17 protein-coding genes are annotated in these 15,332 nt (G+C 45.0%); 4 read left to right on the top strand and 13 right to left on the bottom strand.

The genetic code is table 11. The annotated features are described in order from the left end of the window. Positions 1 to 63: 63 nt before the first annotated feature. On the bottom strand, positions 64 to 957 hold the full coding sequence (locus MKY41_RS00215) for a LysR family transcriptional regulator (protein ID WP_340743141.1): 894 nt from the start codon (positions 955 to 957) through the stop codon (positions 64 to 66). A gap of 191 nt (positions 958 to 1,148) precedes the next feature. Here MKY41_RS00215 and hpaB point away from each other — a divergent pair, with 191 nt between their 5' ends. Continuing rightward, positions 1,149 to 2,630 carry a 4-hydroxyphenylacetate 3-monooxygenase, oxygenase component gene (hpaB, locus tag MKY41_RS00210; protein ID WP_340743140.1) on the top strand — a complete coding sequence of 494 codons (1,482 nt, stop codon included), beginning with the start codon at positions 1,149 to 1,151 and terminating at the stop codon, positions 2,628 to 2,630. Here the strand turns inward: hpaB and MKY41_RS00205 are convergent. The 6 genes from MKY41_RS00205 to gdhA form a co-directional block, all read right to left on the bottom strand. Then, entirely contained in the window at positions 2,586 to 2,909 is a 324-nt protein-coding gene (locus MKY41_RS00205; RefSeq protein ID WP_340743139.1) for a hypothetical protein, read from the bottom strand. The two genes, hpaB and MKY41_RS00205, sit on opposite strands and share 45 nt — an antisense overlap. 6 nt (positions 2,910 to 2,915) lie before the next feature. After that, on the bottom strand, positions 2,916 to 3,197 hold the full coding sequence (locus tag MKY41_RS00200; protein ID WP_340743138.1) for a hypothetical protein: 282 nt from the start codon (positions 3,195 to 3,197) through the stop codon (positions 2,916 to 2,918). A gap of 6 nt (positions 3,198 to 3,203) precedes the next feature. Next, positions 3,204 to 3,554, bottom strand: a complete 351-nt coding sequence (locus tag MKY41_RS00195; protein WP_340743137.1) for a hypothetical protein — start codon at positions 3,552 to 3,554, stop codon at positions 3,204 to 3,206. Positions 3,555 to 3,707: 153 nt separating this feature from the next. Then, a complete protein-coding gene (locus tag MKY41_RS00190; RefSeq protein ID WP_340743136.1) occupies positions 3,708 to 5,291 on the bottom strand; it encodes a DUF6583 family protein in 1,584 nt (527 codons plus the stop codon). A gap of 194 nt (positions 5,292 to 5,485) precedes the next feature. Further along, positions 5,486 to 6,697: an argininosuccinate synthase gene (locus tag MKY41_RS00185; RefSeq protein ID WP_340743135.1), complete on the bottom strand. Its 1,212-nt coding sequence runs from the start codon at positions 6,695 to 6,697 to the stop codon at positions 5,486 to 5,488. A 225-nt stretch (positions 6,698 to 6,922) separates the two neighbouring features. Further along, positions 6,923 to 8,302: an NADP-specific glutamate dehydrogenase gene (gene gdhA, locus MKY41_RS00180; RefSeq protein WP_445683290.1), complete on the bottom strand. Its 1,380-nt coding sequence runs from the start codon at positions 8,300 to 8,302 to the stop codon at positions 6,923 to 6,925. 572 nt (positions 8,303 to 8,874) lie between these two features. Between gdhA and MKY41_RS00175 the strand changes: the two genes are divergently transcribed. Beyond that, a complete protein-coding gene (locus MKY41_RS00175) occupies positions 8,875 to 9,015 on the top strand; it encodes a hypothetical protein (RefSeq protein ID WP_340743134.1) in 141 nt (46 codons plus the stop codon). A 60-nt stretch (positions 9,016 to 9,075) separates the two neighbouring features. On the opposite strand, the gene MKY41_RS00170 is transcribed toward MKY41_RS00175, so the two are convergent. Beyond that, positions 9,076 to 10,362 carry a glycoside hydrolase family 18 protein gene (locus MKY41_RS00170; RefSeq protein ID WP_340743133.1) on the bottom strand — a complete coding sequence of 429 codons (1,287 nt, stop codon included), beginning with the start codon at positions 10,360 to 10,362 and terminating at the stop codon, positions 9,076 to 9,078. A gap of 157 nt (positions 10,363 to 10,519) precedes the next feature. Between MKY41_RS00170 and MKY41_RS00165 the strand changes: the two genes are divergently transcribed. Then, positions 10,520 to 11,158: a spore coat protein gene (locus tag MKY41_RS00165; RefSeq protein WP_340743132.1), complete on the top strand. Its 639-nt coding sequence runs from the start codon at positions 10,520 to 10,522 to the stop codon at positions 11,156 to 11,158. A gap of 41 nt (positions 11,159 to 11,199) precedes the next feature. On the opposite strand, the gene MKY41_RS00160 is transcribed toward MKY41_RS00165, so the two are convergent. Then, positions 11,200 to 11,991, bottom strand: coding sequence for an MBL fold metallo-hydrolase (locus MKY41_RS00160; RefSeq protein ID WP_041075857.1), 792 nt, complete (start codon positions 11,989 to 11,991; stop codon positions 11,200 to 11,202). 15 nt (positions 11,992 to 12,006) lie between these two features. Then, positions 12,007 to 12,915, bottom strand: coding sequence for an RluA family pseudouridine synthase (locus tag MKY41_RS00155; RefSeq protein WP_340743131.1), 909 nt, complete (start codon positions 12,913 to 12,915; stop codon positions 12,007 to 12,009). Between the two features lie 156 nt (positions 12,916 to 13,071). Here MKY41_RS00155 and MKY41_RS00150 point away from each other — a divergent pair, with 156 nt between their 5' ends. Beyond that, the gene (locus MKY41_RS00150; RefSeq protein WP_340743130.1) at positions 13,072 to 13,734 is read left to right on the top strand and encodes an HAD family hydrolase; all 663 of its coding nucleotides are present in this window, start codon (positions 13,072 to 13,074) and stop codon (positions 13,732 to 13,734) included. Positions 13,735 to 13,814: 80 nt separating this feature from the next. Here the strand turns inward: MKY41_RS00150 and MKY41_RS00145 are convergent, their stop codons facing one another. The 3 genes from MKY41_RS00145 to MKY41_RS00135 all read right to left on the bottom strand — a co-directional run bounded on the left by MKY41_RS00145 (position 13,815) and on the right by MKY41_RS00135 (position 15,134). Then, a complete protein-coding gene (locus tag MKY41_RS00145) occupies positions 13,815 to 14,129 on the bottom strand; it encodes a DMT family transporter (RefSeq protein WP_340743129.1) in 315 nt (104 codons plus the stop codon). A gap of 2 nt (positions 14,130 to 14,131) precedes the next feature. Next, complete coding sequence (locus tag MKY41_RS00140) at positions 14,132 to 14,476, bottom strand: DMT family transporter (protein ID WP_340743128.1); 345 nt, start codon at positions 14,474 to 14,476, stop codon at positions 14,132 to 14,134. Positions 14,477 to 14,555: 79 nt separating this feature from the next. Then, complete coding sequence (locus MKY41_RS00135) at positions 14,556 to 15,134, bottom strand: TetR family transcriptional regulator (protein ID WP_340743127.1); 579 nt, start codon at positions 15,132 to 15,134, stop codon at positions 14,556 to 14,558. Between the last annotated feature and the right edge of the window lie 198 nt (positions 15,135 to 15,332).

The following is a 15,332-nucleotide window of genomic DNA, read 5'->3' as shown; positions in this document are numbered from 1 at the left end:
ACTGGAGAGGCAATGGATATCTGAAAGTTTAATTACTTTTATTTTTTTTCATATCTATCTCTATTATAGAGGAGCCTCTGTCAATTGCGATTGTTGGAAGGTTTCCAGAAAGTGACTTGCCGCCTTGGATAAGTACCGGTCCTTCAACCAGATGATCGTACCTTCCGTCTGAATTAGACAATCTTCGATCTCGGTGATTTGCAGATCTTCATATAGTAGGAATTCAACAGTGGACTTTGGCAACATCGCATAGCCGATTCCTTCCCGCGCCAAAGAAAGAAGCATCCCCGCGTCCGGACACTCACAGATGATTGATGGCTCAAAGCCGTGCTTTGCGCATTCATCTAAAATCAGTTCGTATTGTCCCCTCCCTTTAACCCGATGGAGCAAGAGCAAAGGCAGCTCCGCGACATCTTTCATCCGGATTTTCTTTTTTTGATTCCATTTTTTCGGCGCAACGAGGACATACGGTTCAGATGGCAGTGCAATCGATGAAAAGTCTTCCATCTCCAAAGGCATCCGGACAATCCCCAGTTCAATCTCCCGATTCCGTAAATACTCGGTCATCCGGAACGTATCCCCTTCTTTTAATCTGAATGTCACATCAGGAAACTGTTCCCGGAACTGCCGCAACCTTCCCGGTACATAAGGGAAACAGGACTTCACCGTACCAATGGACAGGACGCCTTTCATCCCTTTAGCCACTTCCTCCACTTCCATGAAAGCCTCTTCATATTGAGAGAGCAGCTTTTTCGACTTATCATATAGCACTTTTCCCGGCTCTGTAAGTTCCAATTTCCGGCCGATCCGTTCAAATAAAAGGACGCCCAGTTCTTCTTCCAATAGTTTAAGCTGCTGACTCAACGGTGGTTGAGCCATATGCAATTTCTGCGCGGCTTTTGTAATTTGCTCTTCTTCCACTATCGTGACGAAATAGCCTAACCGTTTCAGGTTCAACTGTTTTCCTCCCTTCCTAGCACATTTATATACGAATTAAATATAGTAAACAAACCATATATATATTTATCATATATGATAGCACGTGGTATATTGTCATTACAACCTCAATTGAATGAAAGGTTCAATAATTCTGATTTGGGAATGAATGCGGTTTCATTTTGAATGAAAAACTGAAAGGAGTTTTACAAATGGGAGCTAAGACAGGACAGCAGTATATCGATGGAGTCGACAAGGCACAGGCGAATGTGTGGATCGACGGTGAGCAGGTGAAAGGGAAAATTTCCGAACACCCAGCGTTTAAAGGAGTTATGAAAACGCAAGGAGAACTATACGATTTACAATTCGATGCAGATAAAAAGGATTACATGACTTATAAATCCCCGACGACTGGAAATCAGGTTGGTACATCATTCTTACAACCAAGAACGAAAGAAGACTTGGAAAAACGTCGGACGATGATCCAGACATGGGCCCGCCACAACAACGGAATGATGGGACGTTCCCCTGACTATATCAATGCGGGTATGATGGCATACGGTTCCGCATCGGAAATGTTCGGAAAGCAAGACCCGTTCTATCAAAAAAATATGCAAGATTACTATGAATATTGCCGTGAGAACGATTTGTCCTTAACGCATACATTAATTCAACCACAAGTTAACCGTGCATTGAACTCGGCGCAGCTGCCTGATCCGTACATCGCTGCGCGTATCGTTGAAAAAACATCTGAAGGGGTAGTCATCCGTGGGGCACGCCTTCTTGCGACACAAGGCGGAATCACTGACGAAATCATGGTATTCCCTTCCACTTTGCTGAAACAATCAGATGAAGAAAATCCATATGCTTACGCATTCTCAATCCCGAACAACACACCAGGCTTGAAATTCATCTGCCGTGAGTCGTTCGATTATGGAAAATCCAATTTCGACCATCCGCTAGGCTCCCGTTTCGAGGAGATGGATTCCATCGTAGTGTTCGATGATGTCGTCGTTCCTTGGAATCGCGTATTTGCGCTAGGCGATGTTCAAGTATGTAACGAAGCGTACAACGAAAGTAACGCAGTTGTTCACATGACACACCAAGTTGTTTCGAAAAACGTGGCGAAGACAGAATTCATCCTCGGCCTTCTTCAATTGATGGTGGAAACGATCAACATCGGGCAATTCCAGCACATCCATGAGAAAATGTCCGAAGTTATCATTGCATTGGAGACGATGAAAGCGTTTGTAACAGCCTCCGAGGCGAATGCAAAAGAAGACCGCTGGGGTATCATGACACCAGATTTTGGTCCGTTAAACGCGGCGCGTAACTACTATCCTAAGATCTACCCACGCTTCAGTGAAATCATGCAGTTGATGGGTGCAAGCGGCTTGATGGCAATCCCGAACGAAAAAGACTTCGCTTCGGAACTCCGCCCTGATTTGGATAAATATCTGCAATCGGCAACTGGCTCTGCGTATGACCGCGTAAAGCTATACCGTTTGGCATGGGATGTCTGCATGAGCGCATTCGGTACTCGCCAAACTCTATACGAGCGTTTCTTCTTCGGCGATCCAGTTCGTATGGCAGGCGCACTATATAACGGCTACGACAAACAACCATATGTCGACCATGTCAAAGAATTCTTACAGCGTTCCGAGCAAGGTTCCCTTTCCGGCATCGGCAAATAAAAAGAGTGTGGTGAATCCAAGTTTCACCGCCTCAACTGGTAAGTAATAATAGAGGGTGGAATTGATCATTCCCCCTCTATTTTTTTTGGTTTTGTAGAGATTCCATTGAGACCATGACTGTTCACGCATTTCCCATGACAGTCTCGGGGGTTGCCGTGACAATTCACTCGCGCCATGACAGTTTCGTGACTCGCCATGATAGTTCGCATTTTTCCCATGACAGTTTCGGTTTTTGCCATGACAGTTCGCTCGAGCCATGACAGTTTCGTGACTCGCCATGATAGTTTACGCTTTTCCCATGACAGTTCCGGCTTTTGCCGTGACAGTTCGCTCGAGCCATGACAGTTTCGTGACTCGCCATGATAGTTCACGCTTTTCCCATGACAGTCCCGGTTTTTGCCATGACAGTTCGCTCGCGCCATGACAGTTTCCCGACTCGCCAGGATAGTTCGCGCTTTTCCCATGACAGTTTCGGTTTTTGCCATGACAGTTCACTCGCGCCATGACAGTTTCCCGACTCGCCATGATAGTTCGCGTTTTTCCCATGACAGTTTCGGTTTTTGCCATGACAGTTCACTCGCGCCATGACAGTTTCCCGACTCGCCAGGATAGTTCGCGTTTTTCCCATGACAGTTTCGGTTTTTGCCATGACAATTCGCTCGCACCATGACAGTTTCCCGACTCGCCAGGATAGTTCGCGTTTTTCCCATGACAGTTTCGGTTTTTGCCATGACAGTTCACTCGCGCCATGACAGTTTCCCGACCCGCCATGATAGTTCGCGCTTTTGCCATGACAGTTCCGACTTTTGCCATGACAATTCGCTCGCACCATGACAGTTTCCCGACTCGCCATGATAGTTCGCGTTTTTCCCATGACAGTTTCGTTTTTTGCCATGACAATTCACTCGCGCCATGACAGTTCACATATTTCTCCTTACAATCTCGGCTTTGCCATGACAGTCCACGAACTCGCTTTCCTCCCTACCTCTGCCAGCTCCCACTCCCTCCCTATAAAACTATTCCCACACCTAAAAAAGAGGCCATCCGAATGGATCGCCTCTTTTTCCTATAATTCAATTAATTGCCGTAAAGTTCACTTTCCAGGTTGCCCATGAGTTCCCAAGCCCAGTTCTGAGCTTCAGGAGCTAAAGTTTCTTCGGCATATTCCATCATTTCTTCCACACTCATATCTTTCAACAGGATGGTATCATCCGATTCGGTTGGCATGTCGACTTTCTTGACGACTTTGCTCTTTTGTTTCATTTTCAAGTTATACATATCCGGATCCATCGAGGCATCGCTGAATGTGAAGTGATGATCAGCGCTCATTGAGTCGCTTTCATGCGTCGCATTTCCGCTCCAGATCACTTCTACATCTTCATACCCGTCGGAGAATCCGAATGTCCGTTTAAAGGTACGCTTGGAACCGTCCAGATCCTCTTTCCCTTTGTAGGAGATCTTGACAGAATTCACATCTTCCACCGTCAAGGTGATCGAGTCTTCTGCTTTCTTGTCTTTCCAAGTCAAGTGACCGTTGAATTTCAACACATTTTCTTCATTATCCTCTTCCTTGATTCCCATCGTATACTTCCATTGTTGCTCATCTTTTTCCAACAATTGAACGCCATCGATCAGAAGGGTTTCCTCTTCTCCTTCTTCACCGACTGTCACATCCAAAGAACGTTTGACGATGTGGTTCGCGTCATGCCAGATTGTCGATGTGATCGTGCCCGGCACATCGTCAATTTCATCCAAATCTTCGATGGCCGACTCCAGGCCTTCCTCGTATTGGACGATCATTTCTGTCAAATCACTCGCTGTTACGTCTCCCGCAAAAGAAGACATGGCGATTTGGTCTTTGATCAATTCTTTCAGTTTTTCATCTTTTTGCATTTTTACTAAGACCTTTTCAAACAGTGCTTTGTATTGCTTTTCATCAAGTTTCATCGTCGACTTCGTTGCTTTGATTTTTTTGTCGAACACTTCAATTTCTTCTTTTTCGCTTTCGAATGCCTCTTCTGGCAATTCATTGAAAATGTATTGCAAGTATTCTTCTTTCACATAAGTCGTCAGTTCGCTGGCGGATGAAAAATCAGTTTCGAACAGTTGTGCGAGACCTAGCTCATCATTTCCCTCATAGTCCTCATCAATTTCCCGCATGATCCGACCGAAATCCTTATCGTCGAAGCGAATTAGATCATCCGTGAATGGCAATGCCAATAAAGCCTTTTCCGGTGTTGCAAAATATTTCCCCAAATCGATTGAAGTGCTTCCCACTTCAGCAGATAATCCGATTTCCGTCTCTTTCTTTACCGGATCGAATACGTTCTGGATCGTCAACTTCGAACTGTTGACAAGTGACTGGACTTCCTCCATGTCGTAATCGACGTATGGATCATTCCATTCTGCTGACAGATCCAATGTTGTTTCTGTCGGCTTTTCCTTTTGGACATCCATCCATTTCATTTCATTTGCATAGCGATCTTTGAATAGGTCACCCATTTGTTGCAATGTAGCACTTTCAGCCATAAAGTATTGCACTTTCGGAGATTTACTAAATGCGAAATAAGCGGATGCGCTACCGCCTACAATGATAAGAGCAGCCACAATCAATGCTATGAACAACTTTGGTGACTTCTTTTTCAAGTTCTGTTCCTCCATTTTGACGTCCCCCTTCTTTAATTTGGATATGTCATCCAACGTCCTCAGTCATTCTACTATAATAGGAGCGAAAAAGATTCATTTTCCGCGGAAATAATCCATTTTTCGCGTTTTGCATTTCTTTCCTATTCACTAAATACCTAGTCTTTCAAAGAAAGAACCTTCCATCCGGGAAGATGGAAGGTATTTTTTCATTATCCTTTTTTTACAGTTTGTTTCTTATTTACCATACTATGAACTTCAGTAGGAAGACCCCATAGCTTGATAAACCCGACTGCTGCCGATTGGTCAAATTCATCGTCAGCCGTATACGTGGCAAGTTTTTCATCATAAAGGGAATTCGCCGATTTCCGGCCTTCCACGATGGCATGCCCTTTGAACAGTTTGACACGCGCTGTCCCGTTGACGTATTGCTGGGTTTCTTTAATGAATGCTTCCAATGCTTCGCGTAACGGAGAAAACCATAAGCCGTTATAGATCATCTCGCTTAGCTTATGCGAGATGATTGGTTTAAAATGACTTACTTCTTTCACGAGCGTCAAATCTTCCAATTCCTTATGAGCCTTTAATAATGTGATGGCACCTGGCGCTTCATATACCTCACGCGATTTGATGCCGACTAAACGGTTTTCGACGTGGTCGATTCTTCCGACGCCATGGTTTCCGGCGATATCATTCAATTTAAGGATCAGTTCACTCAACGGATATTGAACGCCATCCAAGCTGACTGGCACTCCTTTTTTAAACTCGATCTCAACCACTTCCGGTGTGTCCGGTGCATTTTCGATAGAATTGGTCAATCCATAGGCATCTTCTGGCGGTGCGGCCCAAGGATCTTCCAAGATGCCGCATTCGTTGGCACGGCCCCAAAGGTTTTGGTCTACCGAATAAGGACTTTCGAGATCGATTGGAATCGGGATGTTCTTCTGCTTCGCGTATTCGATCTCCTCTTCACGGGACCAGCTCCATTCACGGACAGGCGCCAATACTTCCAAAGAAGGATCAAGTGCTTTAATCGCGACTTCGAAACGCACTTGGTCATTCCCTTTTCCTGTGCAGCCATGCGCTACAGCAGTTGCATTTTCCTGATGGGCCACTTCAACGAGCTTCTTTGAAATTAACGGACGGGAAAGTGCCGAAACGAGTGGATATTTATCCTCGTAATAAGATTGGGCTTGCAATGCAAGCAAGACAAATTCTTGCGCAAATTCTTCTTTCGCATCGATGACGTAGCTGCTCACCGCACCGACTTGCAATGCCTTCTGCTTGATGAATTCCAAGTCTTTCCCTTCACCGACATCTAAGCAGCATGCTACGACTGCGTATCCTTGATCTGTCAACCACTGTACGGCTACGGATGTATCGAGTCCACCTGAATATGCTAATACAACTTTCTTTTTTGTCATTTTAAAAACTCCCTTCAAACTCTCGTATGAATTTTTATGCAAGTTATAGTATTTTTATAATATCATATTCAAGATGAAACACAATAGATTTTCTCTAATTTATTTCAAATTTTATCAATCATGAAATGGAGGGTTGGATGCATACAATCCTAAATATGCACGTCATTTCTAAAGCAAAAAAAACGGACACACTAATGAATTAGCGTATCCGTCTCTCCTCTATATTTAGTTGATGCCGTGTGATACCATCGCATTGGCAACCTTCAAAAATCCCGCAATATTTGCTCCCATGACCAAATCTCCCGGTTTGCCATATTGGTCGGCCGCTTCCAAACAACTTGTATAGATATTCTTCATGACCCCTTGCAATCTTTCATCGACTTCCTCTGTAGTCCAAGAAAGGCGCATGCTGTTTTGGGACATTTCCATTGCTGAAACGGCCACACCGCCTGCATTGGCCGCTTTGGCTGGGGCGAACAATACACCGTTCTCTTGGAACAGATGGATCGCTTCCAAAGTACATGGCATATTCGCGCCTTCTCCGACTGCTTTAACGGAATTCGCTACCAAAGTATGAGCAGCAATTTCATCCAGCTCATTTTGTGTCGCACATGGCAATGCGATATCACAAGGTATGGACCAAATACCTGAACAATCCTCATGATATTCCGCATTCGGATGGAATTTCGTATATTCCCAGATTCTCTTATTTTCCACTTCTTTTAATTGTTTCAATGTTTCCAGGTTGATGCCATCCTTGTCATAGATATAACCGCCCGAATCGCTGCACGCGACCACTTTGGCGCCTAATTGCATCGCTTTTTCAATTGCATAGGTGGAAACGTTTCCAGATCCAGAAACGATAACTGTGCTGCCTTTGAAGGAAAGTCCTTTCCCTTTTAGCATCTCATCCACGAAATAGACGGTGCCGTAGCCAGTCGCTTCTTTACGGCCTAGACTTCCGCCATGCTCCGGATCTTTTCCGGTGAAGACCCCTGCTTCGTATCCGCCTCGTAAACGGTTATACGTTCCGAACATGTATCCGATTTCACGCTTTCCAACACCGATGTCACCGGCCGGAACGTCGCGATCGGGACCGATATGCCGGGTCAGCTCAGTGGCGAAACTTTGCGTGAATCGCATGATTTCACGTTCCGACTTCCCTTTTGGATCGAAGTCCGATCCGCCTTTCCCTCCGCCGATCGGTTGGCCGGTCAACGCATTTTTGAAAATTTGCTCGAATGCAAGGAATTTCATAATACTAACGTTGACGGAAGGATGGAATCGAATCCCACCTTTATATGGTCCTAAATCACTGTTGAATTGAACACGGAAACCACGGTTCACCCGCACTCTGCCTTGATCGTCTTCCCATGCGACACGGAAAGTGATGATCCGTTCCGGTTCTGTAATTCTTTCAAGAATGCCATGTTCGATGAAATGGGGATGTTGGGAAAAGACGGGGCGCAGTGAATCGAAAATTTCTCTCGTGGCTTGCAAAAATTCTTTTTCATCCGGGTTTCTCTTCTTTACTAATTCATATACTTCATGAACGTAATCGTTCGCTCTATTTTTGTTTGATTGAACTACATCCATTCTAGTCATTCGCAATCATCCCTTTCTTGAATATAATCAATTACGCCTTGGCTTAATTGCGTCTGGATTTTGAATTGCGAACCGAACAGCGAAGAGTTCGGTTTGCCGTATTTCTGCGTTCTTTGCAGAAATGAAGGCACTTTCGGTACGTCGCTCTTAAACTGCCTTTCAAAATCTGTTACATCCGCCGGAGGCTTTCTCTTTATTCAGCAGGCGTTTGGACACCCGCTGAACAGGTAACAATATTATTACCTGTAGAGGTGGAGTCTTCAGCTGAATAAAGATAAAGGATAAAGCTGTTGCTTCTCCAATGTCAATCTTTGATTGATATTTCACAATCTATTTAGTACATTTTTATATTATCGCCGAAAAATAGATTTGTTACAAGATTTTTTTTATTCTATATCTAATTAGTATACTGGATTGTGTCCACTTTATGGAGAATACAAGAAAAAATAATTTACAGATGGCGAACTAGGGTGTATTATATCATTATTCAGATAACCAGTTCCTGCATTGATACTCAAGGCTTCTGAACGGTTATGTGGAAATGATAATTCAGGTGAAAGAGGGGAATTGAAATGAAAATTAAAAAAGTTGCTCGCGCAATTGTCGGTGCCAATGTTATGCTGTTGATGACTTTTGCTTTTCTACCGGCCTTGGTTTTTAATGCCGACATCGATTTCCTTCAATCCTTTATGAACTACCTGAATAAAGAATGATTAAAAAATAAATGAACCGATGTGCGTTTACGCACTCCGGTTCATTTTTTTTTCCGGACTTCATGTAATTTTGCGGATGTTAAAATTATCCTGCAGCAAAAGCCAATTTTGAGGGAATGCCAGACCCAACTTCCAGTACATGATTCCGCGTAATTGAAATTGTTTGATCAAATTGAACTTCGCTTGTATGCTGCGTGCATCTTCAAACCATACTTCATGTTGCACACCTTCCGCATCGATATAGCGGAAAAAAGGCGCTTGTGCCACATAATCATACTGGATTGCCGCATTCTGTTCGATGGCCAATGCAATAGCTTGTTGCGGACTGATTGCCCGTGCGGGGGCTCCCCCTTGTGGCGGATACGGGGATGACCAATTATATCCGTATAGATTTTGGCCGAGAAACACCTTTTCCCGTGGTATTTGACTGACGGCATATTCGACGACGGCTTGCACCGGTTGAATTGGACTCACCGCTTGAGGCTCGCTAAATGTATATCCCCATTCATAAGTCATAAGTGACACAAAATCCACAATCTCCCCATGCGCTTTATAATCATGCGCCCCGTAAATCCCCGTTCTGACATCACTCGCTTTCGGAGCCAAAGCGGTGGAGATCGTGAAGCCCGCCGCATGAAACCGATCCCTTGCTCTTCGGAGGAAAGTATTATAAAGTTCGCGATCCTCCGGAAAAAGCAGCTCAAAGTCAAAATGGATGTCCCTGAAACCTACCCGATTCGCTTCTTGGATCAAGTTATCGAACAATCGATCTTGCACGGCTTCATCCGTAAAAATGGCATGGGCCAAATCGGCACTGAAAGCGAATTCCTCCAAATTGGTGACGACAAGGGCATTCGCTGCGCCCGCATCTCTGACAATTTGCGGAATATTGTCGAGAGGTGGAGCTTTTAGCGATCCATCACGCAAGACTTCATAACTAAACATGGCCATATATGTCACCTGTCCTGCCCGTCGTCTGACCTCGTCAATGTATGACTGACTGACAGGCGCCCGCGGCTCTGCATAGAGAAGAACTTCCGCGTTCATCTTCGGACGGGGTGGAATATAAAGCCGTAGTCCTACCTGCAATGTAGCGGAAGGGGAAATGCCGTTGATTCTCGCCAATTCAACATAAGACATCCCATACATCCTTGCGATCGAATACAACGATTGCCCCGGTTGCACCCAATGATACTGCCCTATAATCGGGATGACCAAGGCTTGCCCAATGACTAAACGTGATGGATCCGGTATTTCATTGGCCACCGCAATGTCTTGATACGTGATTCCGTAAGCTTGCGCTATGCCATACAACGATTGGCCAGGTTGAACAACATGGATTTGCATCAGATCATCTGCCTTTCATTGACAAAAATATCCTCGTAGTTAGTCTATTTTTGCAGGCGATGGATTATGACTCCGAATCACGTCTCTTCATGAATAGATTGGACCGCTGTTGCCATACTATCCTCGATTGACCAAAATACCGTAAGGAGGATATGCAGTGACTCAAAATCCATTCGGGCAAACCCACCAAAACATGCATACGGGATCCGTTCCTCAGCAAATGAACCATGGCGGACACGAATTATTTGATGTCCACGAAGTGTTATCTGGAGCTATTGCTTCACTGAACATGGCGATGCTGATGCGTCCACATGTCAAAGACCCTGAACTGCTCGATATACTCGACCGTCAATATCGGTTCACCTTGGACGAGTACAATATAACAGTCGAGTGCTTCAAAACCGGGCGTGATCCATCCCACCCGACGCAAAGCTATAAGATGAAGCAAGGCAATGATTTCATCTATGGAATGAAGGCTTCCCAGCCGAAAAAACCGATCCAGAACGAGTCCGAAATTTCGGATGAAATCATTTCCGGCTTTTTATTGGACGCCGCCAAAACGAGTGCTTCCGCGAAGACGATGGCCGCTCTCGAAACGACCAACCCAGTCGTCCGCCGGGTTTTAGCCGACTCCGTTCCGAACTGCATTGAAATGGCTTACGAGCTGTCGATTTATCAAAATAAACACCACTACTACCAAGTGCCGCAACTGGCTCAGCAAGATATGCAGCAAATATTGAACGCATATGCCCCAGCTGGCCAACCGGGCATGCCCCCGAATAATCCGATGCAGTAACCACATGAGAAAGAGGCTCTCCGAATCGGAAGCCTCTTTCTTTATGATCTTGCCAGTATGGAGTTGACGAGGTGCATCGGCGAGTTTTCGAAAAAGGAAAGATAATGCATGGGATGGCGCTTCGGGAAAAGTTGTTTGCGGATTTCCCGATTGGTCAACCCTTGCCCCGCCATGTGGAGAACTTCCTGCTGAATTCCGGTCAAATAGTCCAACTTTTTTTCAATAACACTTCTTCCATTCCGGATCACACCGGCATGCGAACAAATATAAGTCTCGAAATCATACGTCAACACCTTGTGCAATGATTGGATGATTCCTGGAATCGACTCGAATGCAAATGAGCTTTTTGGAGATGATTGGACGTACAAATCTCCCCCGAACATCCATCCCTTTTCTCGATTCCATAACGCCACATGATCATCCGCATGGCCCGGCGTATGAATGACCTCCCATTCATAATTTGGTGTCCGATGCCTCTGTTGAAGGGGCAGCGCCTGAAATGGCTTCCGTTCACCCCAAAACACTTTCCGGTAGAAAGGAAGATCCATGTCCCGCTCACATGCCGGTATTCCAATCTCGTGTAAATAAATAGGAATCTGTTTATGCCGCTGAATCCAATTCGCCATCCCGGTATGGTCTTCATGATGGTGGGTCAATACCACTTCGTTCATCTTCCATTCTTCGAATAACGGAATTAGTTCCGCCCTCATCTTGGAAGGCCCCGTATCAATCAGCAACCCATCGATAAAAAAGACCGAAACGAATAATCGCTGGCTGCCAAATGAAACGGTCAGTTGGGCTTGCTCCAAATCTTCAAATTTTTTCAGTTCCATTCCCTATCCCCCACATTATCTCGACTTTGCAGTGATACCGGAAGGCACTTTCGCCTCGAAACGCATCAATTCTCCCGTCCTCGGATGGATGATTGCGATAGCGAAAGCATGCAGACCGAGACGTTTTAATGGATTTCCTGTTGCCCCATATTTTCGATCCCCGACAATCGGATGGCCGATATCTTCCATATGGACACGGATCTGATTTTTCCGGCCTGTTTCCAACTGAACTTCCAACAACGTGAACCGTCCATTCGAACGGATTTTCCGATAGTGCGTCACCGCATGCTGTCCCCCATTATCGGTCGGACTGGAAAACATCTTAAACGTTTTGCTTTCTTTCAGCCATGACGAAATCGTCCCTTCGTTTTTCCCGACGACGCCTTCCACGAGCGCGATATATGTCCGTTCCTTCACCCGTTCATTCCACGCGTTTTGCAAAATATGTTTCACCTTTTCACTTTTAGCAAACAGGAGAACCCCCGATGTATCCTTATCCAACCGATGGACAATGAAAATCCGATTTTTCGGATTTTTTCGCTGGACATAGTCTGTCACTTGACGATAAGCGGTCATCTCCCTCTCGTTCCGATCTGCCATCGTCAGAATCCCCGCTTCTTTATTCACCACAAGGAGATCATCATCTTCATAGAGGATGGATACACCTTTCAAATCACTCTCGCTTTTCGCAGCCTGATTGCTGATGATCGCAACCTGCTGCCCCGGTTCCAGTAAATGATTATATTGGGTCACCACTTTGCCATCAACAGTCACCTGCCCACGTGCCAACACCGATTTGACCGAGTTGCGGCTGCTCTTCTTCATGCAGCCGAGCAAAAAGGAAAGAAGTTCTATCTTCTCCTCCACTGTATATTGTTGGGCTTCCTTCCCGGACATCCCCGGCTTGTTCCGCTTTCTTTGCATCGTCCGAATCCCTCACTCTCTGCATATCATTATAACTGCCTTCGCCCATAAAACCCACTCTAACCGCACGGCCCAAGCATACATTGCCATCATTCCCCAGACGCTGTATGATGGAATGAAGAATTATTTCCAAAAAATATCGAAAAGGTGATGACGATGCGCGTTGCAATCTTTGACTTCGATGGTACCTTATATTCGTCTGAGACATTCCAGTTGTTAATGGACCATCTTAAGCACCACCCGATCCATCGTTCCAAATACAAGGCCTTTTTTCGAACCATTCTCCCGCCATACATAGGATATAAGATGAAACTTGTGCCCGAAACCCGGATGAAGGAGCGCTCGATGCAAATTTATCTGGATTCCTTAAAAGATTTATCTCAATCCGAATTGGAACATTATTTCACGGAACTGATCGATCCTGTCCGTCGGGGGCTTAATGAAGAGATCGTCTCCAGACTGCGGCAGCATATCGAAGACGATATCCAAGTGATGCTAGTTTCGGGCGCCTACACTCCGTTTCTGTATGCCGTGACGCGGGATTTGCATTTCGATGAAATCATCGGAACAGATATCCGGTTTACGGATAATCAAAAAATCGACTCCAGTACCCCACTCTTCCATGTACAAGGTCCTAGAAAAACGGAGAAGATTAAAGCCGTGTTGAATGGAAAACCGATCGACTGGGAAAACAGCTTCGCGTATGGCGATAGTTTGTCAGATTTGCCCGTATTAGACCTTGTCGGAAACCCGGTGGCCGTCAATCCAGAAAGCCGTTTGAAAGCAGTCGCGGAACAACGGAATTGGGAAATCATCTAACAAAAGCGTACGGCGCCGATGGCTGGATGACGACAAAAACGAAGCCTCTTTCCGGCTTCGTTTTTCATTATCTGTACGCTTCAAGACACCATCTTCAAACCGACGACCCCGATGACGATCAAGAGTACACTGATTATCCGCCCCGCACTTCTTGACTCCCCGAAAAAAATCATGTTGATCAACACGGCACCCGCTGTCCCGATGCCGATCCAGACTGAGTAGGCGATACTCACTTGCAAGTAGTGGAAGGCAAGATATAGAAATGCAAACCCTCCGCCAAAGCCGGCCAAATATAAAAAACCGCTGCCTGCCGTTTTTTGGTGACTATACTTTTTCAGCCCAATTACACCGACTAATTCACTTGCCGCCGCCAAAAAGACATAAAACCATCCCATCATCAAAACCCTTTCATAGCTTTCTTTTCTTCCGCCCGATCTGCCATATTCAAACCGACCACACCAATGATCAATAACCCGATGAAAAATAATTTACTGGCGCTCAACGATTCACCGAAAAAGAAAATATCCATCAAAGCTGTTCCCGCCGTGCCGACCGCGGCGAATACCGCATAAACTGTCCCCGTCGGCAATTTTTCGCAAGCTTTCGTCAAGAAATGAAAGTCGATAAAAATACAACAGACAATGAATACCCAATGCCACCACGCGGCAGCCACATTAAATCCATAAATCCAAACCAATTCAAAGAAACTGGTCATCGCCACATAGAACCATGATTTACTCATAAAAACTTCTCCTTCTCTAATATGACTGACTATCATTCATTATTCTCTAAACGAATCGATCCGAGCAGCAATCTATTTTTTATTTCTCCTCCATGCCGAGGGCGTACCTTAAAAACTCATTAACTTCCGCCTTCTGAATACGTGCCTGATCTTCCTGACTTACATCATATAAATAGATTTGCTCGGCCGCAGATTCTATTAGTCCGATAATAAGTTTGGCTATCCGGTCGGGCTGGATGGATGAACGAATCTCTCCCTCCGCCTTCCCTTCCTGCAAAAATTGGCTGAGCCACTCATAAAAAGGAGCATAAACCGTCTCCCATTCTTTCAGATGTTCTGTCGCGGCTAAACCTGAATAAATAAGGGCAAGCACATCGTGATACTCTTCCGTTACAAGAAAAATAGCGTCTACAAGCTGTTCTAACTTTCTTTCAAACAGGGCTTTTTCCTTAACTGTTTTCTGCACAACCTCCATCGTCTTCTCCACCATCACCTCGGCAATTGCTGGCATAAGCGCCAATTTCGATGGAAAATACAAATAAAACGTCCCTTGCGCAATCTGAGCTTTTTTGACAATATCGGATATTTTCGTCTTTTCCACTCCATTTTCTTGAAAGGCCGCTATGGCTGCTTGGATGATCGCTGTCCTTTTTCCCATGGAAAATTCCTCCTCACAAATGACTGACTTTCATTCATTTTATGTGAAACATTTAACAAATTCAATAAATTTGCTTGAAACGATAACTAATAAAAAAATTTTATAGCTGGTCGTAAGACCTCCTAAACGTTGTTGTAACAGCAATGTAACCGGTTACTATATTCAAATATTTTGACTTTAAGGAATAATCCATCTTGT

Origin of the sequence: Sporosarcina sp. FSL W7-1349, from assembly GCF_038003045.1 — a bacterium.
Classification (GTDB): Bacteria; Bacillota; Bacilli; order Bacillales_A; family Planococcaceae; genus Sporosarcina.
The sequence above is the reverse complement of the archived record's forward strand: the minus strand, read 5'-3'. Positions and strand labels throughout refer to the sequence as shown.

Bases quoted from the DNA above. Each gene is read 5' to 3' on its own strand.
- gdhA (WP_445683290.1), bottom strand. From the start codon at position 8,302: ATGACTAGAATGGATGTAGTTCAATCAAACAAAAATAGAGCGAACGAT.
- MKY41_RS00150 (WP_340743130.1), top strand. From the start codon at position 13,072: ATGCGCGTTGCAATCTTTGACTTCGATGGTACCTTATATTCGTCTGAG.
- MKY41_RS00200 (WP_340743138.1), bottom strand. From the start codon at position 3,197: ATGGCAAAAACCGAAACTGTCATGGGAAAAACGCGAACTATCATGGCG.
- MKY41_RS00175 (WP_340743134.1), top strand. From the start codon at position 8,875: ATGAAAATTAAAAAAGTTGCTCGCGCAATTGTCGGTGCCAATGTTATG.
- MKY41_RS00140 (WP_340743128.1), bottom strand. From the start codon at position 14,476: ATGAGTAAATCATGGTTCTATGTGGCGATGACCAGTTTCTTTGAATTG.
- MKY41_RS00205 (WP_340743139.1), bottom strand. From the start codon at position 2,909: ATGGCGAGTCACGAAACTGTCATGGCTCGAGCGAACTGTCATGGCAAA.
- MKY41_RS00135 (WP_340743127.1), bottom strand. From the start codon at position 15,134: ATGGGAAAAAGGACAGCGATCATCCAAGCAGCCATAGCGGCCTTTCAA.
- MKY41_RS00155 (WP_340743131.1), bottom strand. From the start codon at position 12,915: ATGCAAAGAAAGCGGAACAAGCCGGGGATGTCCGGGAAGGAAGCCCAA.
- MKY41_RS00160 (WP_041075857.1), bottom strand. From the start codon at position 11,991: ATGGAACTGAAAAAATTTGAAGATTTGGAGCAAGCCCAACTGACCGTT.
- MKY41_RS00190 (WP_340743136.1), bottom strand. From the start codon at position 5,291: ATGGAGGAACAGAACTTGAAAAAGAAGTCACCAAAGTTGTTCATAGCA.
- MKY41_RS00185 (WP_340743135.1), bottom strand. From the start codon at position 6,697: ATGACAAAAAAGAAAGTTGTATTAGCATATTCAGGTGGACTCGATACA.
- MKY41_RS00170 (WP_340743133.1), bottom strand. From the start codon at position 10,362: ATGCAAATCCATGTTGTTCAACCTGGCCAATCGTTGTATGGCATAGCG.
- MKY41_RS00145 (WP_340743129.1), bottom strand. From the start codon at position 14,129: ATGGGATGGTTTTATGTCTTTTTGGCGGCGGCAAGTGAATTAGTCGGT.
- hpaB (WP_340743140.1), top strand. From the start codon at position 1,149: ATGGGAGCTAAGACAGGACAGCAGTATATCGATGGAGTCGACAAGGCA.